Consider the following 21515-nt stretch of genomic DNA (forward strand, 5'->3'; position numbering starts at 1 on the left):
CACCTATAGTGCCGCCCACGCCCGTTTCGTGGCATATTGTGAACGTTCGCCTTGGGGGCGGTCACCGGGAGGACGGTCGGCCCGACGATCGGCGGCAGCGGTATTGCCACCGTGGGTGACGGGTCGTACGTTCTTCCCACGGCCGGGGTCTACGTGCGTAGAGCCGTTCCGACATGGCATCGAGTCACCGGCGACCCCGCCCTCAGCCATGGAAGGAGTGGGAGCATGAGCCGCACCGTCATCCGCGGCGGACTGGTGGTCACCGCCGCCGACGAGATCCACGCCGACGTGCTCGTCGAGGGGGGCCGGGTCGCCGCACTCGCCGCCCACGAATCCGATGCCGCCCGGGGCTGGACGGAAGCCGCCGACCGGGTCCTCGACGCGACCGGGAAGTACGTCATCCCGGGCGGCGTCGACGCGCACACGCACATGGAGCTGCCCTTCGGCGGCACCCATGCCTCGGACACCTTCGAGACGGGAACGCGGGCCGCCGCGTGGGGCGGGACCACCACGATCGTGGACTTCGCCGTGCAGTCCGTGGGCGAGTCGCTGCGCGCCGGGCTCGACGCCTGGCACGCCAAGGCGGACGCCCAGTGCGCCGTGGACTACGGCTTCCACATGATCCTCTCCGACGTGAACGAGGACACCCTCAAGGAGATGGACATCCTGGTCGAGGAGGGCGTCACCTCCTTCAAGCTGTTCATGGCCTATCCGGGGGTCTTCTACAGCGACGACGGCCGCATCCTGCGCGCGATGCAGCGCGGCGCCGGCAACGGCGGCCTGATCATGATGCACGCGGAGAACGGCATCGCCATCGACGTACTCGTGGAGCAGGCGCTGGCCGCCGGGAAGACCGATCCCCGCTACCACGGCGAGGTCCGCCACGCGCTCCTGGAGGCCGAGGCCACCCACCGTGCCATCCGCCTCGCCCAGGTCGCCGGTTCCCCGCTCTACGTCGTCCATGTGTCGGCCGAGCAGGCCGTCGAGCAGATCGCCCTCGCCCGGGACAAGGGCCTGCCGGTCTTCGGTGAGACGTGTCCGCAGTATCTGTTCCTGTCGACGGACAACCTCGCGGAGCCGGACTTCGAGGGGGCGAAGTACGTGTGCTCGACGCCGTTGCGGCCCAGGGAGCACCAGGCCGCGCTGTGGCGTGCCCTGCGGACCGATGATCTCCAGGTGGTGTCCACGGACCACTGCCCGTTCTGCTTCGTGGGGCAGAAGGAGCTGGGCCGCGGGGACTTCTCGAAGATCCCCAACGGTCTGCCGGGGGTGGAGAACCGGATGGACCTGCTGCACCAGGCGGTGGTGGACGGTCACATCTCGCGGCGGCGGTGGATCGAGATCGCGTGCGCGGCTCCGGCGCGGATGTTCGGGCTGTATCCGCGCAAGGGGACGATCGCGCCGGGGGCGGACGCGGACATCGTGATCTACGACCCCGCGGCGGAGCAGGTCGTGTCCGCCGCGACCCACCACATGAACGTCGACTACTCGGCCTACGAGGGCAAGCGGCTCACCGGGCGGGTGGAGACGGTGTTCTCCCGCGGCGAGCCGGTCATCGAGGGCCGCACCTATGTGGGGCGGGCCGGCCACGGCCGGTACACCCCGCGGGGCACCTGTCAGTACCTCGGCTGAGAGAGGCGTGTTGAGCCATGGAATTCGGACTCGTCCTGCAGACGGACCCGCCCGCCTCGGGCGTCGTGGAACTGATGAGGCGTGCGGAGCGCAACGGGTTCGCCTACGGCTGGACCTTCGACTCGGCGGTGCTGTGGCAGGAGCCGTTCGTCATCTACAGCCAGATCCTGGCGCGGACGGAGCGGCTGATCGTGGGGCCGATGGTCACCAACCCGGGCACGCGGACCTGGGAGGTGACCGCGTCCACGTTCGCGACGCTCGCGGACATGTTCGGCAACCGGGTGATCTGCGGCATCGGGCGCGGTGACTCGGCGATGCGGGTGGCCGGGCGCAAGCCCAACACCCTCGCCCGGATCGAGGAGGCCATGCACGTCATCCGCGAGCTCGCGGAGGGCCGGGAGGCCGACCTCGGCGGGCATGTCATCCACATCCCGTGGGTCAAGGAGGGCTCCCGGCTCCCCGTGTGGATGGCCGCGTACGGACCGAAGGCGCTGGCGCTCACCGGAGCAAAGGCCGACGGCTTCATCCTCCAGCTCGCCGACGTCCATCTCACCGAGTGGATGGTCAAGACGGTCAAGGACGCCGCCGTCGCCGCAGGGCGCGACCCGGGCGAGGTGCGGATCTGTGTCGCGGCACCGGCCTATGTCACCGAGGACGACTCCCCGCAGGTGCTGGCGCACGCCCGCGAGCAGTGCCGCTGGTTCGGCGGCATGGTCGGCAACCACGTCGCCGACCTCGTCTCCCGCTACGGCCACCACTCAGGCGCGGTCCCCGAGGAACTGACGGAGTACATCAAGGCGCGGATGGACTACGACTACGCCGAGCACGGCAAGGCCGGAAACCGGCACACGGACTTCGTCCCCGACGAGATCGTGGACCGCTTCTGCCTGATCGGCACGGCGGAGCAGCACATCGAGAAGCTGACCGCCCTCAAGGCCCTGGGCGTCGACCAGTTCGCGCTGTACGACATGCACGACGCCAAGGAGGCCACCATCGACGCCTACGGCGCGACCGTGATCCCCGCCCTCACCGGCTGACCGGGGAACCGCGCACATGGAGGAGGCCGCGGCCCCCGCCCAGATCACGCACAGCGACGGCCGCGTCGAGCTGGCACCCGGCGCCGCCGTCCCGCACGGCCGGCACGCCAACGAGGACCTGCTGCCGGTCCCGCTGGCCCGACGCACCTGGACCACGTACAACTTCACCGCCCTGTGGGTCGGCATGGCCCACAACATCCCGTCCTGGACGCTCGCCTCCGGTCTGGTGGCGCTCGGCATGGACTGGAAGCAGGCGGTGTTCACCATCGCCCTGGCCAATGTCATCGTGCTCGCCCCGATGCTGCTCACCGGCCATGCCGGGCCCAAGTACGGCATCCCCTTCCCCGTGCTGGCCCGCGCCTCCTTCGGCGTGCGCGGCGCGAACCTGCCGGCACTGCTGCGGGCGGCGGTGGCCTGCGCGTGGTTCGGCATCCAGACCTGGATCGGTGGGCAGGGCATCTTCGTGCTGCTCGGCAACATCTGGGGAGGCTGGGCCGGCGCGGCACGGATCGGCGGCTACCCGTGGACGCTGTGGCTGTGCTTCGCGGTCTTCTGGGCGCTCGAACTGGCCATCATCTACCGGGGCATGGAGACGCTGCGCCGCTTCGAGAACTGGGCGGCGCCCTTCGTCATCGTCGGCGCCCTGGTCCTGCTCGGCTGGATCGCCGCGAAAGCGGGCGGCTTCGGGCAGCTGCTGGGCCAGCCGTCCTCCCTGGGCTGGGGGCCGGACTTCTGGCAGGTCTTCTTCCCCGCGCTCATGGGCATGATCGGCTTCTGGTCGACGCTGTCCCTCAACATCCCCGACTTCACGCGCTTCGGCGCGGGGCAGCGCGCCCAGGTCCGGGGGCAGACGCTGGGCCTGCCGACGACCATGACCCTGTTCGCCGTGCTGTCCGTGCTCGTCACCTCGGGCTCCGAGGCGGTCTACGGCAAGGCCATCTGGGATCCCGTCGAGCTGGCCGGCAAGGCCGACAGCGTCTTCGGCCTGCTCTACGCCCTGGTCACCGTCCTGGTGGCGACGATCAGTGTCAACATCGCCGCCAATGTCGTCTCGCCCGCCTACGACCTGTCCAACCTCGCCCCCAGGACCATCGACTTCCGCACCGGCGCCCTCATCACGGGCGTCGTGGGCGTGCTGATCTTCCCGTGGAAGCTGATCTCCACGCCCGAGTTGTACATCTACACCTGGCTCGGGGTCGTCGGCGGCATCCTCGGCACGGTCGCGGGCATCCTGATCGCCGACTACTGGGTCGTCCGGGGCACCCACCTCGCACTCGCCGAGCTGTACCGGTCCGGCGGGGGCCGCTACTGGTACCGCGCCGGCTGGAACTGGCGGGCGGTGGCGGCCTTCGCCGCGGGCGCGCTGCTGGCGATCGGCGGCTCCTACTCCAAGGTCGACGCCAAAGGCGCGAAGCAGGGCCCGTTCCCCGTCGACGGGCTGATCCCGGCGCTCCGCCCGCTCGCCGACTACGGCTGGGCCATCGGCCTCGCCACGTCCTTCGTGCTCTACACGCTCCTGATGTGGCCGGCACGGCGGCGCGCGCGCACCGCGTGAGCGGCGCGGATGGCGTGAACCGGCCAATGCCACCGCGACTGCGCACGGCGCCGGGCGATCTGGTCTGATGGGGGAGTGATCGATGACGCACTCTTCAAGGCCGTGGAGGACGCCGTACGGGCGGTCGCCGAGGCGTCGGTCGTGCCGCGCTGGCGGCAGCTGACCGCCGCCGACATCAGCCACAAGACCGGCCCCGGGGACCTGGTCACCGTCGCCGACCGCGAGGCGGAGGCGCGGCTCACCGAACAGCTGCCGGCGCTGCTGCCCGGCTCCGTCGTCGTCGGCGAGGAGGCCGTGCACGCCGATCCCTCCGTCCTGCGCCGGATCGGCGGCGGTGACCCGGTCTGGATCGTCGATCCCGTCGACGGCACCGCCAACTTCGTCGCCGGCAGGCCCGAGTTCGCCACCCTCGTCGCCCTCGCGCAGGACGGCGAGGTGCACGCCTCGTGGACGTACGTGCCCTGCCTCGGCCTGATGGCCACCGCACGGCGCGGCGCGGGGGCGCTGCTCAACGGCGAGCCGATCCGCACCGCCGAGGGCGCGGAGGGGGCCGCGCTGACGGTCGCCACCTCGCAGTTCTCCTTCCTGGACGAGCAGGAGCGGCGGCAGTTCGACGTGCTCGGCAGCGGCGGGGTCACGGCCCGCCAGTGCACCTGCGCCGGACTGGACTACCTGGAGGTCGCCCGGGGCGCCCTCGACGCCGTCGCCTTCACCTGGGAGTCGCCCTGGGACCACGCGGCCGGTGTGCTCCTGGTCGCCGAGGCCGGCGGGGCGGGGGTCACCGCCGCGGGGGAGCCCTTCCGGATCGCGGGCGGCAACGCCTTCCCGTTCTCGGTCGCGCGTGACGAGGCGACCGCGCGACGCGTCGTCGGCCTCATGGCGGGTGGCCGGTGAGCCGGGCGCGCGTTCTGGACGCGATCGTTGTCGGCGCCGGCCCCAACGGCCTGACCGCCGCGGTCGAACTCGCCCGCGCCGGGCTGTCCGTGGAGGTCTTCGAGGCCGGCGACCGGGTCGGCGGCGGGGCGCGTACCGAGGAACTGACGCTGCCGGGCTTCCTGCACGACCCCTGCTCGGCCGTGCACCCCCTCGGCGTGGGCTCGCCCGCCTTCAACGCCATGCCGCTCGCCGCCCACGGACTGGAGTGGCTGCACCCGGAACTGCCGCTCGCCCACCCCTTCGACGACGGCACCGCGGCCGTCCTGGCCCGCAGTGTCGGCGCCACCGCCGCCTCGCTGGGACCGCGCGACGCGGGCACCTACCGCCGGCTCCTCGCCCCGTACATCGGCCGCTGGGACACCCTCGCCCACGACTTCCTGCGGCCCCCGTGGCAGGGGCTGCCGCGCGACCCGCTGGGCTTCGCGCGCTTCGGGCTCACCGGTCTGCCGCCGGTGGCGCTGCTGGCCCGGCGGTTCCGCGACCCGAAGGCCCGCGGGCTGCTCGCCGGTCTCGCCGCGCACACCGTCGCACCGCTCACCAGCCCGCTGACCGGCGCCATCGCCCTGATGTTCGCGATCGCCGGGCACGAGGTCGGCTGGCCCCTGCCGCGCGGCGGCTCCCAGAGCCTTTCCGACGCACTGGCCTCCTACCTGCGCGAGCTGGGCGGCACCGTGCACACCGGGGTGATGGTGCGCAAGATCGACGAACTGCCGCCCGCGCGCGCCTACGTCTTCGACACCTCGCCCACGGCGCTCGCCCGGATCGCCGGGCTCGGCGACGCCTATCAGGGGTACCGCTACGGCCCCGCCGTCTGGAAGATCGACTACGCGCTGGACGGCCCGGTGCCCTGGACCGCCGCCGACGCGCGAAGGGCCGGCACCGTGCACATCGGCCCGACCTACGGCGAGATCGGCGACGCGCTCGGCCGGGCCGTCTCCGGCCGGGACCCGCACGTGCCGTTCCTCATCACCGCGCAGCCCAGCGTCGTGGACCCCGGCCGTGCACCGGAGGGCAAGCACGTCTTCTGGGCCTACGCGCACGTGCCCAACGACTGGCCGGGCGACGCCACCGACGCCGTCGAGCGGCAGATCGAGCGCTTCGCCCCCGGCTTCCGCGATCTCGTTCTTGCCCGAGCCGTCAGCGGCCCCGCCGAAATGGCGGCCCGCAACCCCAACTACACCGGCGGCGACATCGCCTGCGGCGCTTTCACCGGCCTGCAGACCGCCTTCCGTCCCAAGCCGAGGTGGAACCCGTACACCACCGCCCGCCCCACCGTGTTCCTCTGTTCCTCCGCCACCCCGCCCGGGCCCGGCGTCCACGGAATGCCGGGCCACCACGCGGCCCGCGCCGTCCTGAAGCGGCTGGGCGCGGCCGTCCCGCGCCGGTGACCGGCTCCGCGGCCACGGCATGGACCCGTGCCGCGCTTGTCGGACGCAGCGATTAGCATCGCGGACATGGAACAGCGCGTATTGGGCAGGACGGGCCGCAAGGCGTCCGTCGTGGGTCTCGGCACCTGGCAGCTGGGTGCCGACTGGGGTGACGTGCGGGAGGAGGACGCGCTGGCGGTGCTGGACGCCGCGGTCGAGTCGGGCGTGACCTTCTTCGACACGGCCGACGTCTACGGCGACGGCCGCAGCGAGCAGCTGATCGGCCGCTACCTGCGCGAGCGCCCCGACGCCGGTGTCTTCGTGGCCACGAAGATGGGCCGCCGCGCCGCCCAGCTCCCCGAGAACTACGTGCTGGACAACTTCCGTGCGTGGAACGACCGTTCGCGCGCGAACCTGGGCGTCGACACCCTCGACCTCGTGCAGCTGCACTGCCCGCCGACCGCGGTGTACTCCTCGGACGCCGTCTTCGACGCCCTGGACGCCCTCGTCGCGGAGGAGCGCATCGCCGCCTACGCGGTGAGCGTCGAGACCTGCGAGGAGGCGCTGACGGCGATCGCCCGCCCGGGTGTGGCCAGCGTGCAGATCATCCTCAACCCCTTCCGCCTCAAGCCGCTGGAGCGGGTGCTCCCGGCCGCCGCCGAGGCGGGCGTCGGGATCATCGCCCGCGTACCGCTGGCGTCCGGCCTGCTGACCGGCCGGTACACCAAGGACACCGTCTTCGCCGCCGACGACCACCGGAACTACAACCGGCACGGCGAGGCTTTCGACCAGGGCGAGACCTTCTCCGGCGTCGACTACGAGACCGGGCTGGAGGCCGCCGCGGAGTTCGTGGCGCTCACGCCGCAGGGCGCGACCCCCGCGCAGACCGCGCTGCGCTGGATCATCCAGCAGCCCGGCGTCACCACCGTCATCCCCGGTGCCCGCTCGGTCGCCCAGGCCCGCGCCAACGCCGAGGCCGCGGCCCTTGCGCCGCTGTCGCAGACGACCCTGGACGCGGTGCAGGACCTGTACGACACCCGCATCCGCGCCCAGGTCCACCACCGCTGGTAGCCACCACCGGGGCTCAGTTCGCGCCCGCCTCCTGGAGGACGCCCTCCAGGAGTGCGGGCAGCGCGGTCCCGATCGGCTCGCGCACCACTTCGTCCGCGAGGTCGTCGTACGGCGTCGGCTCGGCGTTGACGATCACCAGCCGCGCACCGTGCTCGGCGGCGATCCCGGCGAGCGCCGCGGCCGGCTGCACCTGAAGGCTGGTCCCCACGGCGACGAACAGGTCGCAGCCCTTGGCGATCGCCATGGCATTCCCCAGCACCACCGGGTCGAGCCCCTGCCCGAACATCACGGTGGCGGTCTTCAGGATGCCGCCGCACTTCCCGCACGCAGGATCGTCCTCGCCGGCCCGGATCCGCTCCAGTGCCTCGGCCAGAGGGGTGCGGTCGTGGCAGCGTGTGCAGACGACCGAGCGCGCCGTCCCGTGCAGCTCCAGCACCTTGCGCTCGGGCAGCCCGGCCATCTGGTGGAGCCCGTCCACGTTCTGCGTGATCACCCGCACCGGCAGGCCCGAGCGCTCCAGCCGGACGATCGCCGCGTGCGCCTCGTTCGGGCGCGCCTGCAAGGTGGGGGTGTCCATGCGCATCCGCCACGACCTGCGGCGGATCTCCGGGTCGGACATGTAGAACTCGTACGTCACGAGCTTCTCGGCGTCGGGGTCGCGCGTCCACACACCGTTCGGGCCCCGGTAGTCCGGGATGCCGGAGTCGGTGGAGATCCCCGCACCCGTGAGAATCGCGACAAGCGGCCTCTTGGCGTTCATGCGGCGAGCGTACGCAGACCGTGCCGCACGCGGCCATCGTGTTTTCCGCGCCGCTCAGGCCAGCCGCTCCCGCACCTCCGCGACGAGGCCGGCGGCCTCCTCCACGGCGGCCACCGGATCGCCCAGCCCGGCCAGTACCGCCTCGGCGCGGATCCGGAAACCCGGCGGCGCCCCGGGCAGCGCCGCCGCGGCGGCCAGGGCGCCCTTCTCGTTCAGGCACCAGGCCCGGTGGTGGGCGTGCAGGGACTGCGTGAGCACGCCGACGGCGCGGGACAGGCACAGCGCGGCATGCAGGACGTCGCCCGCGGCCGCCGACTTGCGGGCGTTGACCACCAGGAAGTCCGCCTCCCACGCGGCGCCGGTCAGCGCGGCGCGCAGCGGCTCGGGGTACACCCGCGTGCGGTCGCGCAGCGCGGCCAGTTCACCGGAGGGGTCCGCCAGGACGCGGCCGAGTGCCACCTCGCCGGGGTAGACCGGCGACCAGAAGCCCAGCGGATGGCCGGGCTGGATGCCCACCTCGTAGCGGCCGGCCGCGCAGTCCTCCCAGACCCGCAGTACCCGGTCCAGGTCGCGCAGGATCCAGTCGACGCGGGCGCCGGCCACCGTCAGCCACGCCCCGCCGTTCACCCACGGGCCCCAGCCGCCCGGTCCCGCGACCTCCACGGGCCCGCCGGTTGCCTCGGCCGCGAGCGCGGCCAGTGCCGCCGTGCCGGGTGTGCCGCGGTAGTAGACGCCGAGATCCCAGTCGGAGTCCGGACGGTGCGTACCGCGCGCCCGGCTGCCCCCGAGCAGCACGCCCACGACACCGGGGACACCGCACAGGGCCTCGGCCATGGCGCGCACAGGGGGTACGGGGACAAGCTGTTCGGGCATCGTGCGAGTGTAGGAGCCATACGGCGCGAGGAGTACGCAATTGTTCACCACCCGGCCCACCCTTCAGGGCACCTTCGGCATGGTCTCGTCCACGCACTGGCTGGCCTCGCAGTCGGCCATGGCGGTGCTGGAGAGCGGCGGCAACGCCTATGACGCCGCGGTCGCCGCCGGATTCGTCCTGCACGTGGTGGAGCCGCACCTCAACGGGCCCGCCGGCGAGGTGCCGATCGTCCTCGCCCCGGCGGGCGGCGAGGTGCGCGTGCTGTGCGGCCAGGGCCCGGCCCCGGCGGGCGCGAGCGTCGAGCACTACCGGTCGCTCGGCCTGGACCTCGTCCCGGGCACGGGACCGCTGGCGGCGGCCGTGCCGGGAGCCTTCGACGCGTGGATGGTGCTGCTGCGCGACCACGGCACGAAGCCGCTGGACGAAGTGCTGTCGTACGCCATCGGCTACGCCGAGCACGGGCACCCCGCGGTGGAGGCGATCGGCGCGACGGTGGAGTCCGTGCGCGCGATGTTCGAGACGGAGTGGACGACCTCTGCGGAGCTGTACCTGCCCGCGCCGCGCCCCGGCGAACTGCTCCGCAACCCGCAACTGGCCGCCACCTGGAAGCGCCTGCTGCGCGAGGCGCAGGCCGCTGGCGGCGGCCGCGAGACGCAGATCGAGGCCGCCCGGCGCGTCTGGCGCGAGGGCTTCATCGGTGAGGCCCTCGTGGACTTCGCGGCCCGCCCGGCCATGGACACCTCCGGCGAGCGGCACGCCTCCACCCTGACCGGCGACGACCTCGTCGCCTACGAGGCCCGCTACGAGGAGCCCGTCACCCACGACTGGAACGGCTGGACGGTCTGCAAGGCGGGCCCCTGGAGCCAGGGCCCGGTCTTCCTGCAGCAGCTGGCGCTGCTGCCCGGCCCGGCGGACCTGCCGGAGTACGGCACCGCGGACTGGGTGCACACCCTCGTCGAGGGCGCCAAGCTCGCCATGGCCGACCGCGAGGCCTGGTACGGCGACGCCGACCCGGACGGCGTCCCCCTCGTGGAACTGCTCTCGCCCGCCTACAACGACGCCCGGCGCACCCTGATCGACCCTGCCAAGGCCTCGGACGACCTGAGGCCCGGCAGCCCCGGCGGGCGCATCCCGCGGCTGCCCGCCTTCCCGCTCCACGAGCCGGGCGCGGAGCCGGGGTTCGACGCGATGGGCGTCGGCGAGCCGACCGTCGCGCACAACGGGGCGACCCGGGGCGACACCTGCCACGTCGACGTCGTCGACCGCTGGGGCAACATGATCGCCGCCACCCCCAGCGGCGGCTGGCTCCAGTCGAGTCCCGCGGTCCCCGGCCTGGGCTTCGCCCTCGGCAGCCGCCTCCAGATGGCCTGGCTCGAACCCGGACTGCCCAACTCCCTCACCCCCGGCCGCCGTCCGCGCACCACCCTCACGCCGTCCCTCGCGCTGCGCGACGGCGTGCCCGTGATGGCGTTCGGCACGCCGGGCGGCGACCAGCAGGACCAGTGGTCACTGACGTTCTTCCTGGCGGTCGCCCTGCGCGAGGAAGTGCGCGGCGGCCTCGACCTCCAGGGTGCCGTCGACGCCCCCAACTGGCACACCGACAGCTTCCCGGGCTCCTTCCACCCCCGCACCATGCACCCCGGCAGCCTCACCGTCGAATCCCGCCTGGGCGAAGCCCTCATCGACGACCTGCGGCGCCGCGGCCACGACCTCACCGTCGCGGCCCCCTGGACCGAGGGCCGCCTCTGCGCCGTCGCCCGCGACCCGCGCACGGGCGTTCTGTCCGCCGCCGCCAACCCCCGCGGTATGCAGGGCTACGCGGTGGGCCGCTGAGGGTCCGCGCGCCGGCGTGCTCTCAGGCCCGCCGCCTCGGCGGGACGCCGTTGACGAGTTCGACGGGGGTGGAGGCCGCGGCCAGGGCGGCCAGGGCGGCGCGGACGCGGCGGTAGAGGCCGGGGGAGAGGTAGGCCTCGGCCTCGTCCGGGGTGGCCATGCGCCAGTCGGAGAGCTCCTCGGCCTGGAGGCGGACGGCCGCGAGCGACGCGTCGTCGAGCACGCCCCCGTCGAAGAGGAACGAGGCGAGCGGCGGCCGCCCCGGAACCCCCTGGATCCAGTCGACAGCGAGGAGTTCGCCCGGTTCGACGTCGAGACCGATCTCCTCCAGCGTCTCGCGCCGGGCGCCCTCGCGGGGCGTCTCCCCGTCGGCGGACTCGATGGTGCCGCCGGGCAGCACCCACTTGCCGTCCTCGCGGTAGGTGGTCTCAGCGATGAGGATGCGGCCGTCGGCGTCACGGAACAGGGTGCTCGCGCCGGCGAGGATCTTGGGGAGGCTCTCGATGTACGCGGAGAAGTCGGAGGTCGTCACGGGTCCCAACCTAATCGGCTACCGGTCGTTCCCAGGAGACCGGGTCGCCCCGCTCACCCCTCGCGCCGCACCCAGGGGGCGAACCTCTGGCCGGGAACGGCATCCGCGCGCCAGTGGCGCAGCACCGTTCCGGGCACGACATCGAGCCATTCCGCGGCGACCAGGCACGAGGCCGGGCCGGGGCCGCCCGCTCCCCGGGCTGTCGTTGTCGCCTCACACCCTCAACAACGGGCCGGTGAAGACCGCTTCGAGGCCGTGGTGGTGGGTGAGGTCGTGGGCCGGCGGCGAGCCGGAACCGGCACCCCGCCGTCCGGCGCCGTGGTCACGTCCCGGCCGCGGCGACGGCCGCGTCCACCGCCGCCGCGAGGTCGGCAGCGGGAAAGCTGCCAGGGGCGCAGCGGGCCCGGGCGGCGCGGTTGAGGAGGTTGCGCAGGGTGTCGTTGACGGGGGTGGGCACGCCGTGGAGACGCCCGAGGAGGACGATCTCGCCGTTGAGGTGGTCGGCCTCGGCGGAGCCGGTCGCGCGGCTCAGGCTCTGCCAGGTCGAGCCGCCGCCCCGGGCGGCGCCCTCGACGGGGCGCACCGTGACGAGGTCGCCGCGCATCGCGGCCTGTTCGGCCTCGCTCGCGTACGCGATGCCCGCCGCGTCGAGTACCGCCTCGCCCTCGGCACGCGCCCGCCGGTGGAGGGCGCGCAGGGAGTCGTCGCGGCCGATGAGCGCCTCGACGGCGTTGCCCAGGTTCGTCAGCAGCTTGGCGTACTTCCACCGCATCACGTCCTCGGTGACCGGCGCGCGCAGGAACGGGGACGCCTCCAGGCCGGCGGCGATGCGCCGGACGGTGGCGTCAGTGCCGTGCGGGTAGCGGCCCAGGTGGAGCATGCCGGTGAGCGGTGCACAAGGGGCGATCACGACGCCGGGCTCCACGTGGGCCGACGGCAGCCACACGCACATGCCGTACACGTCGGGGAAGCGCCGCAGCGCGAGCCGTTCGTTGGCGACGCCGTTCTGCGCGAGCACCAGGGGCAGGCCCTGGCCCACCGGCGCCCAGGTGTCGAGCGCCGCGGCGGTGTCCTGGGTCTTGACCGCGAGGACCAGGACGTCGTCGTCGCGCAGGTCGAGCGCGTCCGGTCCGTCGACGACCGGGACGGCGAGGGAGAGCGTCGCATCGGGCGTGCGCAGGGTGAGCCCGTGGTCCCGCAGTGCCGCGCCGTGCGCGCCCCGGGCGACCATGACGACGTCCTGCCCGCTTTGGAACAGCCGCCCGCCGATGGATCCGCCGACCGCGCCCGCGCCGATGATGATGTACCGCACACGCGGACCCTACGGCACCAGGGCGAGGGTGCGGCGGGCGAGGTCGCCGATCGCCACGCCGTCGAAGCCGAAGACCGCGCTGCGCACCCGGTCGCGCAGCGGTTCCGTCCACTGCGGCGGGATCGCGGCGGCGCCGCACAGCACGCCCGCAACCGAGCCCGCCGTGGCGCCGTTGGAGTCGGTGTCGAGGCCGCCGCGCACGGTCAGCGCGATCGTGGACGTGAAGTCGCCCTGCCCGTACAGCAGTCCGGCGGTGATGACCGCGGCGTTGGGCACGACGTGGATCCAGTGCAGGTGCCCGGTCTCCTGCTCCAGGTCCGCCAGGGTGTCCGCCCAGCCGAGCCCGGCCTCGTGCAGCGCCATGGTGCGCCGCACCGTGCGCGACAGCCGGCAGCCGGGCGGGATCTCGGTCAGGGCCGCCTCCAGCGCGTCCCGCGCTTCCGGAGCCGTGAACGCCGCGGCGATCAGGGCCGCCGCCCACATCGCGCCGTAGACGCCGTTGCCGGTGTGCGACAGCACCGCGTCGCGCCGGGCGAGGGAGGCGGCGCGGCGCGGGTCGCCGGGGGAGGTCCAGCCGTACACGTCGGCGCGGATCAGGGCCCCGATCCACTCCTGGTAGGGGTTGTCGACGGTCGCGCTGAGCGGCGGTCCGATACCGGACGCGAGGTTGCGGTACGCGGCCCGCTCCGCGGTGAAGGTCTGGAGGTAGGGCAGCCGCAGCAGCCACAGCTCGCCGACGTCCTCGGTGGTGAAGCCCGCCCCGTGCGTCTCCAGCAGGTCGAGGCCGAGGATCGCGTAGTCGACGTCGTCGTCCCGCACGCTGCCGTCGATGCCGCCGCGCGTGCACTGCCGCCACTCGGGGCGCAGGTCGAACTCGGCGGGGTCGGGGGGCGGGGACAGCGCGGGCAGGTAGTCCGTCAGCGGCAGGGCGTCCGCCAGGCGCAGGTAGCGGTCGATGCGGTCCCTGGTCCAGTGGTCGCCGCGCTCCACGGGCTTGCCGAGCATGTTGCCGGCGATGCGGCCCAGCCAGCCGCCCAGGATCCTGTCCTGGAGGACGGGGGTTGGTGACGTCATGCTCCCGGTGTACCGGAATCCCACGGCTCCGGCGGGAAGCCCGCACTCCTGCCGTCGCGCGTCGCGCTCTTCCGACGCCCCGCCCGCCCCCAGGGGTGCGCTGGGACAATGACCGGGTGTCAGAAGCCTCCGGTGCCGCCCCCGCGACCGCCCCCGCACTGCTGCCCGACGACGAGCTGGAGGGGTCGTCCGTGGTCGCCAACAACACGATGAACCGCGAGCGCGGGCTGTCCGGGGTGAACAGCTACGCCCGTGAACTCGGCTTCGATCCCGTCGGCGAGCTGCTCGCCCGTTCCGCCTCGCCTTCCTGGCTCGACCTGTGCAGCGGGGAGGGCCGGGCCCTCCGCGAGGCCGCGGCCGTGCTCCCGGCGACGGCGGTGCTGACCGGCGTCGACCTGGTGGGTCCCCTCGTCCCGGTGCCGGTACCGCCCGGGGTGGAGCTGGTGACGGCCTCGGCCGCGACCTGGACGCCGCGGCGGTCCTACGACCTGATCACCTGCGTCCACGGGCTGCACTATGTGGGCGACCGGCTCGGCCTGCTCGCCCGCGCGGCTTCCTGGCTCAGCCCCGGGGGTCTGCTGGTCGCGCACTTGGACCCCGCCTGGATCCGTCGCGTCGACGGTACGTCGGGCGGCCGCCAGGTGGCGGCGGCCCTGCGGTCGGCCGGCTTCACCTACGACGCCCGCCACCACCGGCTCACCCTGAGCGGACACCGGGTCGTCCGCCTGCCCTTCCGCTATCTCGGCGCGGATCCGCACGCCGGACCCGACTGGACCGGCCAGCCGTCCGTCGCCTCCTACTACGCCGCGGGGTCCCCGGGATAGGGTCCAAGCGGCGCGACCTGTGGCAAGGGAGATCAATGTGACGGACACACGGCGAGCGCGCGTACTGATCGCCGCGGACAAGTTCAAGGGCTCACTCACCGCCGTCGAGGTGGCCGAGCGGATCGGCGCCGGACTGCGCCGCGTCGCGCCGGACGCCGTCGTCGAGTCCGTACCCGTCGCGGACGGCGGGGACGGCACCGTGGACGCCGCCGTCGCCGCGGGCTTCGAACGGCGGTTGGTGGAGGTCACCGGGCCGCTGGGGGAGCCGGTCACGGCCGCCTACGCGCTGCGCGGCGACACCGCCGTCGTCGAGATGGCCGAGGCGTCCGGGCTGCGGCATCTGCCGCCGGGGGTCTTCGCGCCGTTGACGGCCACCACGTACGGCACCGGCGAGCTGCTGCGTGCCGCGCTCGACGCGGGGGCGCGCTCCCTGGTGCTCGGTGTCGGCGGCAGCGCCACCAACGACGGCGGTGCCGGCATGCTCGTGGCGCTGGGTGCGCGCCTGCTGGACGCACAAGGTGTGCCGGTGGCCCCCGGTGGAGCGGCGCTCGCCACCTTGGCGTCGGCGGACCTGTCGGGGCTCGACGCGCGCCTGGCGGACACCGAGGTGGTCCTCGCCAGTGACGTCGACAATCCGCTGCTCGGCCCGAAGGGCGCGGCCGCTGTCTACGGGCCGCAGAAGGGTGCCGGCCCCGAGGACGTCGCGACGCTGGACGCGGCCCTGGCCCACTTCGCCGAGGTGCTGGACGCCACCGAGGCCGCGGAGGCGCCCGGCGCGGGTGCGGCGGGCGGTGTCGGGTTCGGCGCCCTCGTCGGGCTGCGGGCGCGGTTCCGGCCCGGCGTGCAGGTCCTGATGGACATGCTCGGCTTCGCGCAGGCACTCGAGCGGGCCGACCTGGTGATCACCGGCGAGGGCTCCCTGGACGAGCAGACGCTGCACGGCAAGGCCCCCGCCGGTGTGGCGGCCGCCGCCCGCGCCCGGGACGTCGAGGTCGTCGCCGTGTGCGGGCGCCTGGCACTGCCCCCGGCCGCGCTGACCGCGGCGGGCATCCGGCGCGCGTACGCCCTCACCGACATCGAGCCGGACCCGGCGCGCTGCATGGCCGAGGCCGGGCCGCTTCTGGAGCGCCTCGCCGTCGACATCGCGCGCGACGTCCTGGTCTGAGCCGCCGCCGCACGCACGTGGGGCCCCGAGCCGTTCCCGGCTCGGGGCCCCACGGACGTTCGTCGTACGGCTACGGAAGCTGCGCCGCACGCGCCTCACGGCGGTTGTTGCGGATCGTGTTGACCCGGCGGGTCGTCGCGAACAGCGGGATGACCGCCGCCGCGATGATCTGCAGGGCCGCGCCCGTCTGCAGCAGCACGTCGCCACCGGGGACCGCGAAGGCCCAGCAGACCAGGCAGCCCATGCTGACCACGATCCAGGCGAGGGTCATCACCGCGAGCCGGCCGCGCGGCTTGGGGTACTCGACCCGGCTGACCATCAGCCACGCCACACCGACGATGGCCAGCACCGTCGGGATGAACGGCAGGTCCAGCAACACCACCGAGATCACGGTCATGGCCCCGAAGGGGCTCGGCATGCCCTGGAAGATGCCCTCGCGCACCGTCGTGCACGAGAACCGGGCGAGCCGCAGCACGACCGCCAGCAGCACCACGACCGCGGCCACCGCCGACACCCGGCCGTAGGCGTCGTCGGAGATCAGACCCCAGACCACCACGAAGTAGGCGGGGGCCAGGCCGAAGCTGATGAGGTCGGAGAGGTTGTCGAGCTCCGCACCCATCGCCGAGCTGCGCAGCTTGCGCGCCACGAGCCCGTCGAAGAGGTCGAAGACCGACGCCATGAGCATCAGCAGCACGGCGGTGGCGGCGCTGTGCCGCGTCATGCCGCCGTCGGTGTTGCCCATGAGGTGCGGGACCAGGACTCCGGTGGTGGTGAAGTACACCGCCATGAAGCCGCAGATCGCGTTGCCGAGGGTCAGGCCGTCCGCTATCGACAGCCGCGTTGACAGCGGCATGTCATCGTCGTCGTCCTCGTCCACCGCGGCGACCCACGGTGCCTGCGCGTCGGGCTCAATCACGGTCAAGGCGAGTCACCCCGGCAACGGTGGTCTGGCCGACCTCGACGGCGGGCTCGACGCCCTCGGGAAGGTAGATGTCGACGCGGGAGCCGAACCGGATCAGGCCGATCCGCTCACCCTGCTCGACCTTCGCGCCCTGCGGGATGTAGGGCACGATGCGACGCGCGACGGCACCGGCGATCTGCACCATCTCGATGTCGCCGAGCTCGGTGTCGAAGTGCCAGACAACGCGCTCGTTGTTCTCGCTCTCCTTGTTGAACGCCGGAACGAATCCACCGGGGACGTGCTCCACCGACGTGACCGTGCCCGCGAGGGGGGCGCGGTTGACGTGGACGTTCAGCGGGCTCATGAAGATCGCGACGCGCGTGCGCCCGTCCTTCCACGGCATGATGCTCTGCACCACGCCGTCGGCCGGCGAGATCACGCGGCCCTGGGCGATCTCCCGCTCGGGGTCGCGGAAGAACCACAGCATGCCCGCCGCGAGGGCGGTGGTGGGGACGGCCACGGCCGCCCATCGCCCGGAGCGGCGGGCGCGAACGAGACTGACCGCCGCGGTGGCCACGGTCGGGAGGAGCCACGGCGATGCTCCGCGCGCGAGGCGTACGCCGGCCAGGCTGTCGCGTTTAGCAGAGGATTGGCTGTGGGGCATGGAAGACCTTCGTAGCGGAGGGTGCCGCAAGATGGTTCTGGGGACGGCGGCTTTCCGTGAATGGTATCGGCAGTGACGGGCAACTGGGCAAGCCAGTGGCGGAGTCAGTGGCCGGTTATTGATGACTGGGTGTGACCTTTGGCTCGCACAAAGTGTCACAACCCAGACATTCATCCCTGGATTCGGTACTCCTCGAGCAGCCGGCGCCCGATGATCATTTTCTGGATCTCGGCGGTGCCCTCGCCGATCAGCAGCATCGGCGCCTCGCGGTACAGACGCTCGATCTCGTACTCCTTGGAGAAGCCGTAGCCGCCGTGGATGCGGAACGCGTCCTCGACGACCTCCTTGCAGTACTCCGAGGCCAGGTACTTCGCCATGCCCGCCTCGAGGTCGTTGCGCCGGCCCGCGTCCTTCTTGCGTGCGGCGTTGACCATCAGCGCGTGCGCGGCCTCCACCTTGGTGGCCATTTCGGACAGCTTGAACTGGATCGCCTGGTGCTGCGCGATCGGCTTGCCGAAGGTCTGCCGCTGCTGGGCGTACGCGATCCCCAGCTCGAAGGCGCGCTGGGCCACGCCGCAGCCGCGGGCGGCCACATTGACCCGGCCGACCTCCACGCCGTCCATCATTTGGTAAAAACCGCGCCCGGTCTCGCCGCCCAGGACGCGATTTGACGGAATCTTCACATCCTCGAGGACGAGCTCGGTCGTGTCGACGCCCTTGTAGCCCATCTTCTCGATCTTCCCGGGCACGGTCAGGCCCTTCACCATCGGGTTCGGGCCGAAGCCCGGCTCCTTCTCGATGAGGAAGGTCGTCATGGACTTGTGCGGGGCCGTGCCCTCCGGCAGGCCCTCGTCCGTACGGCACAGGACCGCGACGAGGTTGGACGTGCCGCCGTTGGTCAGCCACATCTTCTGGCCGTTGATGACGAAGTCGTCGCCGTCGCGGACGGCCTTGGTGCGGATGGCGGAGACGTCGGAGCCCAGGCCCGGCTCGGACATCGAGAACGCGCCGCGCACCTCGCCGGTGGCCATCCGGGGCAGGAAGTGGTCCTTCTGCTCCTGCGTGCCGTGCTGCTTGAGCATGTAGGCCACGATGAAGTGGGTGTTGATGATGCCCGACACGCTCATCCAGCCGCGGGCGATCTCCTCGACCGTCAGGGCGTACGTGAGCAGGGACTCGCCGAGGCCGCCGTACTCCTCGGGGATCATCAGGCCGAAGATGCCGAGCTCCTTCAGGCCCTCGACGATGTCGGCGGGGTACTCGTCCTTGTGCTCCAGCTCGTTGGCGACCGGGAGGATCTCCTTGTCGACAAAGCTGCGGACCGTGGAGAGGATCTCCTGCTGGACGTCGGTCAGCCCGTCGGTCTGGGCGAGACGGCTCATCTGTCGTATCTCCTAGGAGTTCAGTGGGCGACGGACGGACGGCCGGGCTGCTCGCCGCCGCGCTCCTTGATGTAGGTGGCGGTCGGGACCATCACCTTCCGGCGGAAGACGCACACCAGGGTGCCGTCCTGCTTGTAGCCCTTGGTCTCCACATGGACGATGCCCCGGTCGTCCTTGGACTTCGACGGCCACTTGTCCAGCACCGTGGTCTCGCCGTAGATCGTGTCGCCGTGGAAGGTCGGCGCCACGTGCTTCAGCGACTCGATCTCCAGGTTGGCGATGGCCTTGCCGGAGACGTCCGGGACGGACATGCCCAGCAGCAGGGAGTAGATGTAGTTGCCCACGACGACGTTTCGGCCGAAGTCGGTGGTCCGCTCGGCGTAGTTCGCGTCCATGTGCAGCGGGTGGTGATTCATGGTCAGGAGGCAGAAGAGGTGGTCGTCGTACTCGGTGACCGTCTTCCCGGGCCAGTGCTTGTAGACAGCGCCGACCTCGAACTCTTCATACGTGCGGCCGAACTGCATCGCTACTGCGCCTCCGGGGTGTCGTGCTTGCTCGTACGGGTGACGTCCGCGGCGGTCACGCGGGGACCTCCAGCGGGTCCAGCGTGTTCGCCCTGCGGATCTCGTCCACGATCCTGCCGATGATCCCGGTGATTCCGAAGTCCTTCGGCGTGAACACGGCGGCGACGCCGCACTCGATCAGCTTGGCCGCGTCCGCCGGGGGGATGATGCCGCCGGCGATCACCGGGACGTCGTCCGCTCCCGCCCGGCGCAGCCGCTCCAGGACGTCCGGCACGAGCTCGGCGTGCGAGCCCGACAGGATCGACAGGCCGACGCAGTGGACGTCCTCGGCGACCGCCGCCGACACGATCTGCTCGGGCGTCAACCTGATGCCCTGGTAGACCACCTCGAAGCCGGCGTCGCGGGCCCGCACGGCGATCTGCTCGGCGCCGTTGGAGTGGCCGTCGAGCCCCGGCTTGCCGACGAGCAGCCGCAGCTTGCCGCCGCCCAGCTCCCGCGCGGTGAGCTCCACCTTGCGGCGCACCTCGGCCAGCGGCGTGCCCGCCTCGGCGGTGACCGCGACCGGGGCGCCGCCGACGCCCGTCGGCGCGCGGTACTCGCCGAAGACGTCCCGCAGGGCCCAGGACCACTCGCCGGTCGTGACGCCGGCCCGTGCGCACTCCAGGGTGGCCTCCATGAGGTTGGCGGTCCCCGCCGCGGCCGCCTTGAGGGCCTCCAGCGACTTCTGGGCGCGGGACTCGTCCCGGTTGTCGCGCCAGTCGTGCAGGGCGGCGACGACCCGGGCCTCGTTCTCCGGGTCGACGGTCATGACGGCGCCGTCCAGGTCGGAGGTCAGCGGGCTGGGCTCGGTGCCCTCGTAGCAGTTGACCCCGATGATCTTCTCCTCGCCGGACTCGATCCGCGCCCGGCGCTCGGCGTGCGAGGAGACCAGCTGCGACTTCAGATAGCCCGACTCGACGGCCGCCATGGCGCCGCCCATCTCCTGGATGCGCCCGATCTCGGCGAGCGACTGCTCGACCAGCTCGCCGACCTTCGCCTCGACGACATGGCTGCCGTCGAAGATGTCCCCGTACTCCAGCAGGTCGCTCTCGTGCGCCAGCACCTGCTGGATGCGCAGGGACCACTGCTGGTCCCAGGGGCGCGGCAGCCCCAGCGCCTCGTTCCAGGCCGGCAGCTGCACGGCGCGGGCGCGGGCGTCCTTGGAGAGCGTCACGGCCAGCATCTCCAGCACGATGCGCTGGACGTTGTTCTCCGGCTGGGCCTCGGTCAGGCCGAGCGAATTGACCTGGACGCCGTAGCGGAAGCGGCGCTGCTTGGGGTTCTCGATCCCGTAGCGCTCCTTGGTGACCTGGTCCCAGATGCGGGTGAAGGCCCGCATCTTGCACATCTCCTCGACGAAGCGCACGCCGGCGTTGACGAAGAACGAGATGCGCGCCACGACGTCGCCCATGCGCTCCTGCGGCACCTGGCCGGAGTCGCGGACGGCGTCCAGGACGGCGATCGCCGTCGCCATGGAGTACGCGATCTCCTGGACCGGCGTGGCGCCCGCCTCCTGCAGGTGGTAGCTGCAGATGTTGATCGGGTTCCACTTGGGGATGTGGCTGACCGTGTAGGCGATCATGTCGGTCGTCAGGCGCAGCGACGGCACCGGCGGGAAGACGTACGTCCCGCGCGACAGGTACTCCTTGACGATGTCGTTCTGCGTCGTCCCCTGGAGCTCCGTGATCGCGGCGCCCTGCTCCTCCGCGACGACCTGATAGAGCGCCAGCAGCCACATGGCGCTGGCATTGATGGTCATCGAGGTGTTCATCCCGTCCAGGGGGATGTCCTGGAAGAGCCGGCGCATGTCGCCGAGATGGGCGACCGGGACCCCGACCCGGCCCACCTCGCCGCGGGCGAGGACGTGGTCGGGGTCGTAACCGGTCTGCGTCGGGAGGTCGAACGCGACCGACAGGCCGGTCTGGCCCTTGGCGAGATTGCGCCGGTACAGGGCGTTGGACGCCTCGGCCGTGGAGTGCCCGGCGTAGGTCCGCATCAGCCACGGACGGTCCTTCTGACGCTCGCTCATGCTC

Annotated in this window: 19 protein-coding genes; 9 read left to right on the top strand and 10 right to left on the bottom strand. The window is 72.4% G+C overall.

The features are described 5' to 3' along the window. The first annotated feature begins 225 nt into the window (after positions 1 to 225). From hydA to ACIP64_RS32225, 6 genes are all read left to right on the top strand, one after another. Positions 226 to 1632, top strand: a complete 1407-nt coding sequence (gene hydA, locus ACIP64_RS32200) for a dihydropyrimidinase (RefSeq protein ID WP_401593633.1) — start codon at positions 226 to 228, stop codon at positions 1630 to 1632. Between the two features lie 17 nt (positions 1633 to 1649). Further along, entirely contained in the window at positions 1650 to 2669 is a 1020-nt protein-coding gene (locus tag ACIP64_RS32205; RefSeq protein WP_401593636.1) for a TIGR03842 family LLM class F420-dependent oxidoreductase, read from the top strand. A 16-nt stretch (positions 2670 to 2685) separates the two neighbouring features. After that, positions 2686 to 4224 carry an NCS1 family nucleobase:cation symporter-1 gene (locus tag ACIP64_RS32210; RefSeq protein WP_401593639.1) on the top strand — a complete coding sequence of 513 codons (1539 nt, stop codon included), beginning with the start codon at positions 2686 to 2688 and terminating at the stop codon, positions 4222 to 4224. 75 nt (positions 4225 to 4299) lie between these two features. Continuing rightward, positions 4300 to 5118 carry an inositol monophosphatase family protein gene (locus ACIP64_RS32215; RefSeq protein ID WP_401593641.1) on the top strand — a complete coding sequence of 273 codons (819 nt, stop codon included), beginning with the start codon at positions 4300 to 4302 and terminating at the stop codon, positions 5116 to 5118. Beyond that, a complete protein-coding gene (locus ACIP64_RS32220) occupies positions 5115 to 6548 on the top strand; it encodes a phytoene desaturase family protein (protein ID WP_401593643.1) in 1434 nt (477 codons plus the stop codon). The genes ACIP64_RS32215 and ACIP64_RS32220 overlap by 4 nt, the downstream gene beginning before the upstream one ends. 66 nt (positions 6549 to 6614) lie before the next feature. Beyond that, the gene (locus tag ACIP64_RS32225; RefSeq protein ID WP_401593645.1) at positions 6615 to 7598 is read left to right on the top strand and encodes an aldo/keto reductase; all 984 of its coding nucleotides are present in this window, start codon (positions 6615 to 6617) and stop codon (positions 7596 to 7598) included. A gap of 13 nt (positions 7599 to 7611) precedes the next feature. On the opposite strand, the gene ACIP64_RS32230 is transcribed toward ACIP64_RS32225, so the two are convergent. Both ACIP64_RS32230 and ACIP64_RS32235 read right to left on the bottom strand, forming a co-directional pair. Next, the gene (locus ACIP64_RS32230; protein WP_401593648.1) at positions 7612 to 8358 is read right to left on the bottom strand and encodes an SIR2 family NAD-dependent protein deacylase; all 747 of its coding nucleotides are present in this window, start codon (positions 8356 to 8358) and stop codon (positions 7612 to 7614) included. 54 nt (positions 8359 to 8412) lie between these two features. Beyond that, positions 8413 to 9231, bottom strand: coding sequence for a nucleotidyltransferase domain-containing protein (locus ACIP64_RS32235; protein WP_401593650.1), 819 nt, complete (start codon positions 9229 to 9231; stop codon positions 8413 to 8415). Positions 9232 to 9271: 40 nt separating this feature from the next. Here ACIP64_RS32235 and ACIP64_RS32240 point away from each other — a divergent pair, with 40 nt between their 5' ends. Further along, on the top strand, positions 9272 to 11065 hold the full coding sequence (locus ACIP64_RS32240) for a gamma-glutamyltransferase family protein (protein WP_401593652.1): 1794 nt from the start codon (positions 9272 to 9274) through the stop codon (positions 11063 to 11065). 22 nt (positions 11066 to 11087) lie between these two features. Here ACIP64_RS32240 and ACIP64_RS32245 read toward each other — a convergent pair whose 3' ends face one another. The 3 genes from ACIP64_RS32245 to ACIP64_RS32255 form a co-directional block, all read right to left on the bottom strand. Beyond that, positions 11088 to 11597 (bottom strand): NUDIX domain-containing protein, encoded by a 510-nt coding sequence (locus ACIP64_RS32245; protein ID WP_401593654.1) that lies wholly within the window; start codon positions 11595 to 11597, stop codon positions 11088 to 11090. 322 nt (positions 11598 to 11919) lie between these two features. Further along, the gene (locus ACIP64_RS32250; protein ID WP_401593657.1) at positions 11920 to 12909 is read right to left on the bottom strand and encodes a ketopantoate reductase family protein; all 990 of its coding nucleotides are present in this window, start codon (positions 12907 to 12909) and stop codon (positions 11920 to 11922) included. Positions 12910 to 12918: 9 nt separating this feature from the next. Beyond that, the gene (locus tag ACIP64_RS32255) at positions 12919 to 13983 is read right to left on the bottom strand and encodes an ADP-ribosylglycohydrolase family protein (protein ID WP_401593660.1); all 1065 of its coding nucleotides are present in this window, start codon (positions 13981 to 13983) and stop codon (positions 12919 to 12921) included. A 116-nt stretch (positions 13984 to 14099) separates the two neighbouring features. Between ACIP64_RS32255 and ACIP64_RS32260 the strand changes: the two genes are divergently transcribed. Together ACIP64_RS32260 and ACIP64_RS32265 are read left to right on the top strand one after the other, a co-directional pair. Further along, on the top strand, positions 14100 to 14807 hold the full coding sequence (locus ACIP64_RS32260; protein ID WP_401593662.1) for a class I SAM-dependent methyltransferase: 708 nt from the start codon (positions 14100 to 14102) through the stop codon (positions 14805 to 14807). Between the two features lie 37 nt (positions 14808 to 14844). Then, positions 14845 to 15972 (top strand): glycerate kinase, encoded by a 1128-nt coding sequence (locus ACIP64_RS32265; RefSeq protein WP_401593665.1) that lies wholly within the window; start codon positions 14845 to 14847, stop codon positions 15970 to 15972. Between the two features lie 70 nt (positions 15973 to 16042). Here the strand turns inward: ACIP64_RS32265 and pssA are convergent, their stop codons facing one another. The 5 genes from pssA to ACIP64_RS32290 form a co-directional block, all read right to left on the bottom strand. Then, entirely contained in the window at positions 16043 to 16894 is an 852-nt protein-coding gene (gene pssA, locus ACIP64_RS32270; protein WP_401593668.1) for a CDP-diacylglycerol--serine O-phosphatidyltransferase, read from the bottom strand. After that, complete coding sequence (locus ACIP64_RS32275) at positions 16881 to 17537, bottom strand: phosphatidylserine decarboxylase (protein ID WP_360908886.1); 657 nt, start codon at positions 17535 to 17537, stop codon at positions 16881 to 16883. Before ACIP64_RS32275 ends, pssA begins: the two co-directional genes overlap by 14 nt. A 170-nt stretch (positions 17538 to 17707) precedes the next feature. Beyond that, positions 17708 to 18919 (bottom strand): acyl-CoA dehydrogenase family protein, encoded by a 1212-nt coding sequence (locus tag ACIP64_RS32280; RefSeq protein ID WP_401593671.1) that lies wholly within the window; start codon positions 18917 to 18919, stop codon positions 17708 to 17710. 20 nt (positions 18920 to 18939) lie between these two features. Next, positions 18940 to 19443 carry a MaoC family dehydratase gene (locus tag ACIP64_RS32285; protein ID WP_360908882.1) on the bottom strand — a complete coding sequence of 168 codons (504 nt, stop codon included), beginning with the start codon at positions 19441 to 19443 and terminating at the stop codon, positions 18940 to 18942. A gap of 55 nt (positions 19444 to 19498) precedes the next feature. Then, entirely contained in the window at positions 19499 to 21511 is a 2013-nt protein-coding gene (locus tag ACIP64_RS32290) for a protein meaA (RefSeq protein ID WP_401593673.1), read from the bottom strand. Positions 21512 to 21515: the final 4 nt, after the last annotated feature.

This window comes from Streptomyces sp. NPDC088733, assembly GCF_044751185.1.
Taxonomy (GTDB): domain Bacteria; phylum Actinomycetota; class Actinomycetes; order Streptomycetales; family Streptomycetaceae; genus Actinacidiphila.

What these genes read in the sequence shown, in the direction of transcription:
- ACIP64_RS32235 (WP_401593650.1), bottom strand. Translation starts at nt 9,231, where the DNA reads ATGCCCGAACAGCTTGTCCCCGTACCCCCTGTGCGCGCCATGGCCGAG.
- ACIP64_RS32275 (WP_360908886.1), bottom strand. Translation starts at nt 17,537, where the DNA reads ATGCCCCACAGCCAATCCTCTGCTAAACGCGACAGCCTGGCCGGCGTA.
- ACIP64_RS32285 (WP_360908882.1), bottom strand. Translation starts at nt 19,443, where the DNA reads ATGCAGTTCGGCCGCACGTATGAAGAGTTCGAGGTCGGCGCTGTCTAC.
- ACIP64_RS32230 (WP_401593648.1), bottom strand. Translation starts at nt 8,358, where the DNA reads ATGAACGCCAAGAGGCCGCTTGTCGCGATTCTCACGGGTGCGGGGATC.
- ACIP64_RS32205 (WP_401593636.1), top strand. Translation starts at nt 1,650, where the DNA reads ATGGAATTCGGACTCGTCCTGCAGACGGACCCGCCCGCCTCGGGCGTC.
- ACIP64_RS32290 (WP_401593673.1), bottom strand. Translation starts at nt 21,511, where the DNA reads ATGAGCGAGCGTCAGAAGGACCGTCCGTGGCTGATGCGGACCTACGCC.
- ACIP64_RS32280 (WP_401593671.1), bottom strand. Translation starts at nt 18,919, where the DNA reads ATGAGCCGTCTCGCCCAGACCGACGGGCTGACCGACGTCCAGCAGGAG.
- ACIP64_RS32225 (WP_401593645.1), top strand. Translation starts at nt 6,615, where the DNA reads ATGGAACAGCGCGTATTGGGCAGGACGGGCCGCAAGGCGTCCGTCGTG.
- ACIP64_RS32255 (WP_401593660.1), bottom strand. Translation starts at nt 13,983, where the DNA reads ATGACGTCACCAACCCCCGTCCTCCAGGACAGGATCCTGGGCGGCTGG.
- hydA (WP_401593633.1), top strand. Translation starts at nt 226, where the DNA reads ATGAGCCGCACCGTCATCCGCGGCGGACTGGTGGTCACCGCCGCCGAC.
- ACIP64_RS32210 (WP_401593639.1), top strand. Translation starts at nt 2,686, where the DNA reads ATGGAGGAGGCCGCGGCCCCCGCCCAGATCACGCACAGCGACGGCCGC.